General features: G+C 62.3%; 8 protein-coding genes and 1 riboswitch. Of the genes, 1 reads left to right on the top strand and 7 read right to left on the bottom strand.

Annotated elements, in window-relative coordinates; translation table 11 throughout:
* Nucleotides 1–5: 5 nt before the first annotated feature.
* Both AC07N4_RS03190 and AC07N4_RS03195 read right to left on the bottom strand, forming a co-directional pair.
* Entirely contained in the window at nt 6–1562 is a 1557-nt protein-coding gene (locus AC07N4_RS03190; protein ID WP_493064922.1) for a TerC family protein, read from the bottom strand.
* Nucleotides 1563–1857: 295 nt separating this feature from the next.
* A complete protein-coding gene (locus tag AC07N4_RS03195; protein WP_096821598.1) occupies nt 1858–2268 on the bottom strand; it encodes a MerR family transcriptional regulator in 411 nt (136 codons plus the stop codon).
* 79 nt (nt 2269–2347) lie between these two features.
* On the opposite strand from AC07N4_RS03195, the gene AC07N4_RS03200 reads away from it, so the two are divergent.
* A complete protein-coding gene (locus tag AC07N4_RS03200; RefSeq protein WP_102622723.1) occupies nt 2348–3571 on the top strand; it encodes an NADH:flavin oxidoreductase/NADH oxidase family protein in 1224 nt (407 codons plus the stop codon).
* 3 nt (nt 3572–3574) lie between these two features.
* Here the strand turns inward: AC07N4_RS03200 and AC07N4_RS03205 are convergent, their stop codons facing one another.
* The 5 genes from AC07N4_RS03205 to cobW are packed head-to-tail and all read right to left on the bottom strand — an operon-like array spanning nt 3575 to nt 11778.
* Nucleotides 3575–5218, bottom strand: a complete 1644-nt coding sequence (locus AC07N4_RS03205) for a phospholipase D-like domain-containing protein (RefSeq protein ID WP_493064923.1) — start codon at nt 5216–5218, stop codon at nt 3575–3577.
* A 40-nt stretch (nt 5219–5258) separates the two neighbouring features.
* Complete coding sequence (locus tag AC07N4_RS03210; protein WP_493065196.1) at nt 5259–5942, bottom strand: vWA domain-containing protein; 684 nt, start codon at nt 5940–5942, stop codon at nt 5259–5261.
* Nucleotides 5924–6925, bottom strand: a complete 1002-nt coding sequence (locus AC07N4_RS03215) for a magnesium chelatase ATPase subunit I (protein ID WP_493064924.1) — start codon at nt 6923–6925, stop codon at nt 5924–5926. The genes AC07N4_RS03210 and AC07N4_RS03215 overlap by 19 nt, the downstream gene beginning before the upstream one ends.
* 2 nt (nt 6926–6927) lie before the next feature.
* On the bottom strand, nt 6928–10701 hold the full coding sequence (gene cobN / locus AC07N4_RS03220) for a cobaltochelatase subunit CobN (RefSeq protein ID WP_493064925.1): 3774 nt from the start codon (nt 10699–10701) through the stop codon (nt 6928–6930).
* 3 nt (nt 10702–10704) lie between these two features.
* Nucleotides 10705–11778 carry a cobalamin biosynthesis protein CobW gene (gene cobW, locus AC07N4_RS03225; RefSeq protein ID WP_096821605.1) on the bottom strand — a complete coding sequence of 358 codons (1074 nt, stop codon included), beginning with the start codon at nt 11776–11778 and terminating at the stop codon, nt 10705–10707.
* 99 nt (nt 11779–11877) lie between these two features.
* Nucleotides 11878–12087: riboswitch (cobalamin riboswitch) on the bottom strand.
* Nucleotides 12088–12158: the final 71 nt, after the last annotated feature.

Genomic DNA, 12158 nt, shown 5'->3' on the forward strand with positions numbered 1-12158 from the left:
GGCCATCAGGCCTCACGCACCAGCAACACCCGCGTCACCCGCCGCTCCTCGACCGCCATCACGGTCATGCCCCAACCGTCGTGTACCAGGCGATCACCTTTCATCGGCAACCGATCCAGCAGGCTCATCACCAACCCGGCAAGCGTCTGGTAATCCTCGGTCGGCTCGACGGTGAAGCCGGTGCGCTGACGAATACGTGTCAGGTTCAAAGCGCCGTTCACCACAAACCCGCCCTGCTCTTCGACCACGTCCGGGCCGGCAATTTCGCTGGCGTCCGGCAACTCGCCGGCGATCGATTCGAGAATGTCGGTCATGGTCAGCACGCCGACAAAATCACCGAATTCGTTTACTACAAACGCGATATGGGTCGATGCTGCACGCATCTGCTCCAATGCGTTAAGGATCGAATAGCTGTCGAGCAGGTTCAGCGTCTTGCGCGCCAGGTGTTCGAGGTTTGGCTCGTTGCCGGCCAGATACTCCTTCAGCAGTTCCTTCTTGTGAACGAAGCCCAAGGGTTCATCCACCGCACCGTTGCGAATCAGCGGCAGGCGCGAGTAGGAGGAATGCATCAATCGCGTGCGAATTGCCCCCGCGTCATCCGCGAGGTCAATGTGATCGACATCCGCGCGCACGGTCATCAGGGTGCGGATCGGCCGTTCAGCCAGTTGCAGCACGCCGCTGATCATCACTCGCTCACGTCGGTCGAACAGCTCCGCGCTTGGCGCCTCGCCATTGTCCAGCAAGTCGGAGATCTCCTCGCCCACCTCTTCCACCGCCAGTTTGCGACCGCCCAACAAACGCATCACCGCGTGGGCCGTACGCTCACGCATCGGGCGCAAACCCTGCATCGAGCGCTTGCGACGAGCACGGGCGATCTGGTTGAACACCTCGATCAGGATCGAGAAACCAATCGCGGCGTACAGATAACCTTTCGGGATGTGGAAGCCCAGGCCTTCGGCGGTCAGGGCGAAACCGATCATCATCAGGAAGCCCAGACAGAGCATGATCACCGTCGGGTGGGCGTTGACGAAGCGGGTCAACGGTTTGCTGGCAATGATCATGACACCAATGGACACGATCACCGCGATCATCATCACCGCCAGTTCGTCGACCATGCCCACGGCAGTAATCACCGCATCGAGGGAGAACACCGCATCGAGTACGACAATCTGCGCCACGATCGGCCAGAACAACGCATAAGCCGTGTTGGTCGAACGCTCGCCGATATGGCCTTCCAGCCGTTCGTGCAACTCCATGGTCGCCTTGAACAACAGGAACACACCACCGAACAGCATGATCAGGTCGCGGCCGGAGAAACTCTTGCCGAACACTTCGAACAATGGTGCCGTGAGGGTGACCAGCCAGGAAATACTCGCCAGCAGGCCAAGACGCATGATCAGCGCCAGGCTCAAACCGATGATTCGCGCACGGTCGCGCTGATGCGGCGGCAGTTTGTCCGCCAGAATCGCGATAAACACCAGGTTGTCGATACCCAGCACCAGTTCCAGCACGATCAGTGTCAACAAGCCCAGCCATGCCGTGGGATCCGCTAACCATTCCATAATCTGTCTCTATCTCTCTTCAGTGAATTCAGGCTGCCGGACACGGCAAAGTGCGGCGCGAAAGCTCGAAGGCTGCGCCATCAACGATAGTCGGGAGTCGGAAGACTGGATGCTGCGAGTGCGTCAAGACCGCGCCATGGCGCGAAGGGAACGTGGTTCTTTGAGTCGAACTGGGAGGCTCCGAGAGGGTGTTCATGCAAATCCTGAATGAAAATAGGCCTTGAAGCGTACAGGCTCAGATGACTTTTCCTACAGCTGGAAATCATTTCAAAATCTGTACGCCTTCGCCGTCGCTTCAGGATTCCGGGTAGATCGAGGCCAGCACCCGTTCGGCATTCGCACCGCAGCTCATGCCTTCCGGCTTCGATTGAATGCTGTCGATCACCTCCAGCAGCCGCGCCTTGCTCTGGGCCAGATGCTGTTGCATGACTTCGATCTGCTCGACCTTGCGCGTCAGGCCTTCCACCAGTTCATCGTGCTTGAACTCTCCGGTTCCGGCAGCTGGCAGCAACTGCTTGAGTTCTTCAAGGGAAAACCCGGCCTGCTGGGCGCAGCGAATGATATTGAGGGTCTGCAGCACTTGCGGCGGGTAACGCCGATAACCATTGCCCAGCCTTTCCACTTTGGGAATCAGGCCCTGGGCTTCGTAGAAACGAATGCTCGAAGCGCTCAGCCCGCTCTGTTGCGCCAATTCACCAATTTTCATTCCAACCTCGAATTGCCTGCTTGACATTAAAGTTAACTTTAAGCTTAGCCTCTCTCCATCACTGATGAGGAGTCAAGCAATGTCGCCCTTCCAGATTTTGAATCTGCCCAACGGCCAGACCGTCGGCAACCGTATCGCCAAAGCCGCCATGGAAGAAAATCTCGCGGATCGTGACCAGGCACCGTCCCGTGAATTGTTCCGCCTGTACCAGGCCTGGGCCGAGGGCGGTGCCGGGTTGCTGCTGACCGGTAACGTGATGATCGACCGCCGCGCGATGACCGGCCCCGGCGGCGTGGTGCTCGAAGACGAACGGCATCTGGACCGTTTCCGCCAATGGGCCGAAATCGCCCGCAGTGGCGGCGCGCAGGTCTGGGTGCAGCTCAACCATCCCGGTCGCCAGACCTTCGCCAATATGGGCCAGCAAGCGCTGGCGCCGTCAGCGGTGGCCCTGGACATGGGTTCGTTCTCGAAACTGTTCGCCGAGCCCAAACCGATGACCGAGGACGACATCGAGGATGTGATTCAACGTTTTGCCAAGAGCGCAGCACTCGCCGAGAAAGCCGGATTCACCGGCATACAGATCCACGCCGCCCACGGTTATCTGCTCAGCCAGTTTCTTTCGCCGCTGACCAATCGTCGTACCGATCGCTGGGGTGGTTCGCTGGAAAACCGTGCACGCCTGCTGCTGTCGGTGATCGAGGCTGTGCGTCAGGCGGTGTCGCCACAGTTTTGCGTGGCAGTGAAGCTCAATTCGGCGGACTTCCAGCGCGGCGGTTTCGACACAGACGACGCCCGTCAGGTGATCGAATGGCTCAACGAACAGCCGATCGACCTGCTTGAACTCTCCGGCGGCAGCTACGAAGCGCCGGCGATGCAAGGCGAAGCCCGCGACGGGCGCACCCTGGCCCGTGAGGCATTCTTTCTGGAGATGGCCAGCGAACTGGCCAGCGTGGCGCGCATGCCGGTGATGGTCACCGGTGGCATCCGCCGCCTGCCAGTCGTCGAACAAGTGCTCGACAGCGGCCTCGCCATGGCCGGCATCGCCACGGCGATGGCCATTGAGCCGAACCTGGTCAAACACTGGCGCGAAGGCCGCCACAGTCAGCCGCAACTGCCACCGATCCGCTGGAAACGCAAACCGCTGGCGGCGCTGGCGAACATGGCCGTGGTGCGCTTCCAGATGGTGCGCCTGAGCCGGGGTCGCAAGCCGCATCCGGAAGTGTCGGCACTCTGGGCGCTGATTCGCGACCGCTTGTACCTCAGTCGCCGCACCCGTCAATACCGCCAGGCGATGGATGTATAAGCGCTAACGCCCGGCAAACCGCAGACGAGACAGCTGGCGCAAATCCCCTTCGACGTAATAGTCGTTGGTCCAGCTGTCATCCGCCGCCAGCGGCTGCACCTGCTTCAGCGCCAGTTTTTTCGCGAAATAGCGGAAGCGGTAATGCTCGTAGAACCGCAACAGTTCCAGGCCATAACGGTCCGCCAATTCGGTGTCGCCGCGAATGATCAGGAAGTTCTCGTCGTTGCCGTTGCTGGCCGCTGCGCTGAGATTGTGGCTGCCGCTGATGATGGTCGGGTTGTCACTGGTGAAGTCGGTGACGATCGCTTTGGTGTGCACCAGCAGGTTGCCCTTCTGGCCTTTCATGTTCTCTTTCAACCAGCCTTCCAGCCCGGTGTTGAGCAGCGCAGTGGCAGCGAACTCGGCCGTACGGTCGGCGTGGAATCCGGTGATGCGACTCACGGTGTTCTGCAGGCCGTAACGCAGGATGTCGTCGTGGGGCTGTCCGAGCAGTGCGTTGAGAATCGCGTCTGGCAAGGTAAATGCCGTGACGAATAGCACGTCCTTCTTCGCCGCATTGATGATGTCGACGAACGCCCGCAGATCGGCACCGCCACTGCGCGGCGAGAACCCGGCAAACAGCGGTTGCGCCGGGTTCATGGGGTTGTGCTGGGTGATCCAGTCGCGGGTGGCACCGACATCCGTCGGCGTCGCCCAGACCTGCTCGAACGTCTGCAGATAGCTGGCTGCGATGGCCGTGTCGTCCAGCACATGCACCACGTTGGCCTGACGATACACGCCGTTGGCGGTGAAATTGGTGCTGCCGCACAGCACGGCCTGCGGCTGCCGCTCACCACCGGCGATGTGGCTGAGAACGATGAACTTGTCATGGAAAATATCGTGGGTTACCCGGCCGCGCTTGCTGGTGTCCGGTAATTTGGCGAGGCTGGCCTCGTTCATCGTGGTGTCTTCGTCACCGGGCTTGGCGTGATACAGCACCCGCACCTGCACACCGCGATCGAATGCGGCGTTCACCGTGTCGATGATGGCTTGCAGTTGATACTCGTAGATCGCGATGTCCAGTGCCCATTGCCCGTCGACGGCGCGCTCGATAAACCCTTGCAAGCGCCCGAGCAGGCCGTTTTCCAGCCATTGTCGAGCGGCGTCTGGCCAGGCTTCGATAGGCATGTTCTTGTTGGCGCTGATCTGTGCGTCGAGATCGGGAAACTTGCGCTGGAATGCCTGGCTGGCGGCCACGGCGCGGTTAAAGATCACGCTCTGGTTGGCCGGGTGACCGTCATCCGAGGTAATGCTCAGTTCCAGCGACTCCCCCAGCACCGGCGCGTCGGCAGTGCCATAGGCCAAGTGCACGCGGTAGTGCATGGTTGTGCCGGGATAGACCGCGTAATCGGCCCAGCGAAATTTCTGCAGGGGCGCGATGTCACTCGGTGTGGCGTGAAACTGCGGGAAGGTGTGAGCCTTGCCGGGAAAAGTCAGGCTGTTGAACAGGAACTGCCAGGGTTTGTCGCCCTGCTGCTTCTCGATGGCAAACCCCAGCAGGCCTTTGCGGCGGGGTTCGGCGAGGTCCATCGCCAGCAGCACGCCGTTGGTGCCGGCGTAAGCCTTTACGCGAAAATCGTCCTGAGAATTGGCAACCAGTACGCGCATGATTCACTCCTTGTGAGATGGGCTGGTTGCAGCATAGACCTCAGATCGACGATAGATCGTCAATATGACGGTAATCCGCTTCCAGTGCAGTCGCCAACTGCCTGGCCCGGCCCAACCGGATCGGCCCGCGTTCGATATCGATCAGCAGGCCCGGACAAGCCAGCACCGGCAACCCTGACCATTCTTTCAAGCGTCCATCGGTGAGCACCAACAGACGCTGTTGCTCGGCGGGGAATCGCTTGCGACGCACGGTCAGCCAGTGTTCAGCCTCAGTCAGCGCCGCCAGCAATGGCGTGCCACCGCCCGCGCCCAAATCCTCGAGCCACGCACGCAATCCGCTGGAAGCTTTCAAACCCTGCACCTGCCATTTCGGCGCTGCGCCGCTGGCGGTCAGCAAGGCGAGACGCGCCCGTTGTCGGTAGGCGTCATCGAACAATTGCGCGAGCACACCCTTGGCATCGCTCAACGCTTGATGACGACGGGTCGAGGCCGAGGCGTCGACGATCACCAGCCACAGCTCATGAGGGGTGCGGGTGCGCAGTTGAAACAGCAGATCCGCGCGTACTTTCGGGCGGCCATTGAGTAATGTTCCCGGCCAGTTCACCGAGCCGCTGCGAGCTGCATGACGCTTGCCTTGCCGGCCACTGTCCAGGCGTCCGGCGCGGGGTCTGGCATTCGCCCCCGCGTCGGATCGGGGGCGAATGCCTAGGGCTTTTTTGGCCAGGCAGGGACTTCGCGGCGCGTGCCGGTGGCAAGGGCCGGCGCCGGCATTTCACCCCACTGCCCCTGCCCTTCACTCGGCGCAGTCTGGGTGCCGGACGGCGCTTGCGCCGGTTGCTGCGCATGGGATGGCGACTGTTCGCGGCGGCGATGACGCAGTGCAAATTCAGCCACGGCATCGATGTCCTGCTCGGCGATGCCTTCGGCGCCACGCCACGCCGCATGAGCCCGCGCCGCACGCAGCCAGACCAGATCGGCACGCAGGCCATCGACACCGGCCGCAAAGCAACGCTCGGTAATCTGCGCCAACGCTTCATCATCGAGGGGAATATTCGCCAAGGCATTGCGGGCGTTTTCACAGCGCTCACGCAGGGCTTGTTGCTCCGCTTCCCACTGCCCGCAGAAGGCCTGCGGATCGCTGTCGAAATCCAGTCGCCGGCGAATGATCTGTCCGCGCTCGGCCGGTGCCGTTTGACCGCTCAGGGCGACGTTGAGACCAAAGCGATCGAGCAGTTGCGGGCGCAACTCACCCTCTTCCGGGTTCATCGTGCCGATCAATACAAACTTCGCCGAATGACGATGGGAAATGCCGTCGCGCTCGATCAGGTTGGTGCCGCTGGCGGCCACATCGAGCAGCAGGTCCACCAGATGATCCGGCAACAGGTTCACTTCATCGACATACAGTACGCCGCCGTCAGCCTTGGCCAACACACCGGGAGAAAACTGCGCGCGACCGTCGCTGAGTGCCGCATCCAGATCGAGGGTGCCGACCAGCCGTTCCTCAGTCGCACCCAATGGCAAGGTGACGAACTGACCGCTGGCCAGCAAATCCGCCAGACCCCGGGCCAGGGTCGACTTGGCCATGCCGCGTGGGCCTTCGATCAGCACGCCGCCGATCTTCGGGTCGATGGCGGTCAGGTACAGCGCCAGCTTCAGATCGTCGGCGCCGACCACCGCAGAGAGCGGAAAATGTGGGGTATCGGTCATGTTCAGCTCTCTTCTTCTATATCCAACAACAGGTTTTCCAGCGCTTCGCGGTACGCGCCCGGCTCCTGCCACATCCCGCGCTGCTGCGCTTCGAGCATGCGCTCGGTCATGTCGCGCAGCGCGTGGGGATTATGCTCGCGCACGAACTCGCGGGTCGCCGGGTCCAGCAGATAGGCGTCGGCCAGCAACGCGTACTGGTGATCGTCGATCAGTTGGGTGGTGGCATCGAAGGCAAACAGGTTGTCGATGGTTGCCGCCAGTTCGAACGCGCCTTTATAGCCGTGGCGTTTGACGCCGTCGATCCATTTCGGATTCGCCGCCCGGGAACGGATCACCCGGTTCAGCTCTTCTTTCAGGGTGCGGATCTTCGGCAAATCCGGCTGACTGTGATCGCCGTGATAACTGGCCGCCGCTTCGCCGCGCAGGGTTTCGACGGCCGCGAGCATGCCGCCCTGGAACTGGTAGTAGTCGTTGGAATCGAGCAAGTCATGCTCGCGGTTGTCCTGGTTTTGCAGCACGGCCTGCACCTGGCTCAGGCGCTGGACGAATTGCTCGCGGGCGGCGGTGCCTTCATCGGAACCGCCATAGGCGTAGGCGCCCCAGTTCAGGTAGACCTCGGCCAGATCTTCGCGGCTCTGCCACAGGCGACCATCGATGGCGCCCTGCACGCCCGCGCCATAAGCGCCGGGCTTGGCACCGAAGATCCGCCAGCCGGCCTGACGCCGGGCAGCCTCTTCGTCCAGCCCTGACTGCCGCAAGGCCTCACGTTCGGCACGCACTTTGGCGGCCAGCGGATTGAGGTCGTCCGGTTCGTCCAGCTCCGCCACGGCTTGCACGGCAGCGTCGAACAAACGAATCAGATTGGCGAACGCGTCGCGGAAAAATCCAGAGACCCGCAGCGTGACATCGACCCGAGGCCGGTCGAGCAGGCTCAGCGGCAGAATCTCAAAGTCATCGACGCGCTGACTGCCCGTCGCCCACACAGGACGCACGCCCATCAGCGCCATGGCCTGGGCGATGTCGTCACCGCCGGTGCGCATGGTCGCCGTGCCCCAGACCGACAAACCGAGCTGGCGTAGATGGTCGCCGTGATCCTGCAGGTGTCGTTCGAGAATCAGGGTTGCGGACTGGAAACCGATCCGCCACGCGGTGGTGGTCGGCAGGTTGCGCACGTCCACCGAATAGAAATTGCGCCCGGTGGGCAATACATCGAGGCGACCGCGACTCGGTGCGCCGCTTGGGCCTGCCGGGACAAAGCGACCGCTCAGAGCGTCGAGCAGACCTTGCATTTCGGCTGGGCCGCAGGCGTCCAGACGTGGGGCGATCACTTCGCGCAGGGCACTGACGATCGCCTGCACATCTGACCAGCCAGAAGCGTCCAGTTGCGCCACATCACCCGCCAGTGACTGCTCGATCAATTGCGCCGCGAACAGCTCTAGACGCTCTCGGGTATCCCCCGCCGTACGCCAGACTTCATCGCTGACCGACAGCAGCTCCATTGGACGCGGGCCCGTCCAAGGATCAGCCAAAGCGCAATCCAGCGGATCGAAACCCAGTTGAAACGCCTTGGCCAATGCCCGCAACAGGCTCGACTGAGCACCTTTGCCATCGCCACGGGGAATCCGCAGCAGCGCCAGCAAGGTGTCGATGCGCAGCCGTCCGCTCGGCGACTCACCGAAAATGTGCAGACCATCGCGGATCTGCGACTCCTTCAGATCACACAGATAAGTGTCCAGACGCGGCAGCCAGATCGCCGCGTCAGCGTCGCTGTCGAGGGCTTCGTCGAGTTGCAGTTCGCGATCGATCTGCGTGTCACGCACCAGTTGCAGAATGTCGCGCTGCAATTCACGGGCGCGGCGCGGATCAAGCAATTGCGCTTCGTAATATTCGTCGGCCAGCAATTCGAGATTGCGCAACGGGCCGTAAGTTTCGGCGCGGGTCAGCGGCGGCATCAAATGGTCGATGATCACGGCCTGGGTGCGACGCTTGGCCTGGGCGCCCTCTCCCGGGTCGTTGACGATGAACGGATAGACATTCGGCAGTGGCCCGAGCAGCGCGTCCGGCCAGCAGTTCTCCGACAGACCCACGCCTTTGCCGGGCAACCATTCGAGATTGCCGTGCTTGCCGACATGGATCACGCCGTGAGCGCCGTAGGTCTGGCGCAGCCAGAAATAGAACGCGAGGTACGCGTGCGGCGGCACCAGATCCGGATCGTGATACACCGCGCTCGGGTCGACCTGATATCCCCGCGCCGGTTGAATGCCGACGAAGGTCAGGCCAAACCGCAGGCCGGCGATCATCATCCGCCCGTCACGGCACATCGGATCGTGTTGCGGCGAACCCCAACGTTCCAGCACAGCCGCGCGATTGGCTTCGGGCAGTGCATTGAACATCGTCAGGTAATCGTTCATCGCCAGGCTTTGCTGGCACGGGCGCTGATCCAGAGTATCGAGGTCGTTGCTGACGCCACCGAGCAATTGCCGGATCAGTTCGGTTCCGCTGTCCGGCAATTCGGCCGGCAGCGGATAACCTTCTGCCTGCAATGCCCGCAGGATATTCAGCGCGGCGGCCGGCGTGTCGAGGCCGACGCCATTGCCGATGCGCCCGTCACGGGTCGGGTAGTTGGCGAGGATTAGCGCGATACGTTTTTCAGCGTTCGGCACCCGCGCCAGATCGACCCAGCGCCGCGCCAGTTCGGCGACGAAATCCATGCGCTCAGGCTGCGCCCGATAACACACGACATCGGACTGACTGCGCTCGCTGCGCCAGGCCAGATCCTTGAAGCTGATCGGTCGGCTGATGATCCGGCCGTCCAGCTCCGGCAAGGCGATGTGCATCGCCAGATCCCGAGGGCCGAGGCCCTGCTCGCTGTCACGCCAACCTGGCTCGTTGTCCTGGGCGCAGATCGCCTGGATCACCGGAATGTTGCGACGGAACGGCCGCAGATGTGGCGCTTCCGGGCTGGACTGGGCGAAACCGGTGGTGTTCAAAATCACCCCAGCCTCGACCTCATCCAGCCAGTCCTCGACCACCGACAGGCAACCGGGCTCTTTCAAACTGGCAACGGCGATCGGCAGCGGATTGAGTCCGGCAGCCTGCAACCGTTGGCAGAACACGTCGATAAACGCCGTGTTGGCCGCTTGCAAATGCGAGCGATAAAACAACACCGCCGCGACCGGTTGACCGGGCAGCCAATCGGTTTGCCAGTCGCTCAGTGCGGCGGTGTTTTTGTTTGGGTGGTAAATCGCCGTGCGCGGCAGCGTTTGCGGCTCGCCCCACACGTAATCCCGCGCCAGCCAGCGATTGGCCAGACAGCGGAAGAAGTCCAGCGCATTGCCCATGCCGCCCTGACGCAGGAACTGCCAGAGCCGGTCACGATCCTCGGCGCCCACGGTGCTCAAGTCGCTGAGCTCCGGGTCGGGACGGTCATCGCCCGGCACCAGAATCACCTGCACGCCACGCTCGGACAACTCGACCAGCCGCTCGACGCCATAACGCCAATAAGCGATGCCGCCATGCAGCGAAATCAGAATGACCTTGGCGTGGCGCAGCACTTCGTCAACGTAGAGGTCGACCGACGCATGGTTCTGCACCTGCATCGGGTTGGCCAGCCGCACGCTCGGGTAATCTTCGGGCAGCTGCTGCGCGGCTTCGGCGAGCAGCGCAAGGCTGGAGTCGCCGCTGCACAGGATCACCAGCTCGGCGGGGGTTTGTCCTAGATCGGCAATGTTGTCATCCGACACGAAACCGCCGGGCTGGGTCCTGAGCAGGTGCATGGCTTAAACGCTGAGCGCGGCGCGCAATTGCGCTTCGAGCTTGGCCGCGTCCAGTTCCTGGCCGATCAACACCAGACGCGTCACACGTGCCTCATCGGCGCCCCATTGACGGTCGAAATGCTTGTCGAAACGCGTGCCCACGCCCTGGATCAGCAAGCGCATCGGCTTGTTCGGGATCGCCGCGAAGCCTTTGACCCGCAGGATGCCGTGCTGAACCACCAGTTGCGTCAGCGCATCGAGCAACAGGCTTTCGTCGGCTTGCGGCAGTTCGATGGAGATCGAATCGAAAGCATCGTGATCGTGGTCGTCATGATCGTCATCGCCTTCACCGTGGTGGTGATCGTGATGGCTGTGGCGACTGTCGATGTGCTCTTCGGAACCGGCACCGAGGCCGATCAGCACGTCCAGCGGCAGACGGCCGTTGCTGGCTTCGATGATTTTCACCGCTGGCGGCAGCTCTTCGGCGACTTCCAGGCGTACGCGAGCGAGGTCTTCAGGGCTGGTCTGGTCGGCCTTGTTGAGGATCACCAGATCGGCGCTGGCCAGTTGGTCGGCGAACAGTTCGTGCAGTGGTGATTCGTGGTCCAGGTTCGGGTCGAGTTTGCGCTGGGCGTCAACCTGATCCGGGAACGCGGCGAAGGTGCCGGCGGCCACGGCCGGGCTGTCGACCACGGTGATCACCGCGTCAACGGTGCAGGCGCTACGGATTTCCGGCCACTGGAAGGCTTGCACCAGCGGTTTTGGCAGAGCCAGGCCCGAAGTTTCGATGAGGATGTGGTCGAGGTCACCGCGACGGGCCACCAGTTCGCGCATCACCGGGAAGAACTCTTCCTGAACCGTGCAGCACAGGCAGCCGTTGGCCAGTTCGTAGACGCGGCCGGTGGCTTCTTCTTCGGTGCAGCCGATGGTGCACTGCTTGAGGATTTCACCGTCGATGCCCAGCTCGCCAAACTCGTTGACGATCACCGCGATACGGCGGCCCTGAGCGTTGTCGAGCATGTGCCGCAGCAAGGTGGTTTTGCCCGAGCCGAGGAAGCCGGTGACGATGGTGACGGGGAGTTTGGCCAGTGTTTTCATCGGATGCCCTTTGGCAAGGTGGCGGGCATACGGGACGAGACCGGCAACACGGGTGCGTGCCTGGAGAGTTCGCCACCGGATCACCCCGCCCGGTTGAAAGTGAGAATCTGTGACGAGGCAGGTCTCCTGGCTGACGGTGTTCAGGCCTTGGCCCGGCGTTTACTGCGCCTTCCCGCTGGCTCTGGATTGAGCTGGCAGTGGCGTGGCAGCGAACAGCACCGTTCACAGTTGCGGGGGCAGCCGCGGCTTGGACCGCGTTCCCTTCTTAGCTTCGGCGTGGGCCGAAGAACCTCGAAAGCGCAAGGCTACGCAGGGTGTGGGGATGGGTCAATGGTTCGTGGAGTTTGGGAACGAGAGCATATCCGTTGCTTCGGGTGCTG

The organism is Pseudomonas sp. GW821-FHT09E04, assembly GCF_059416185.1.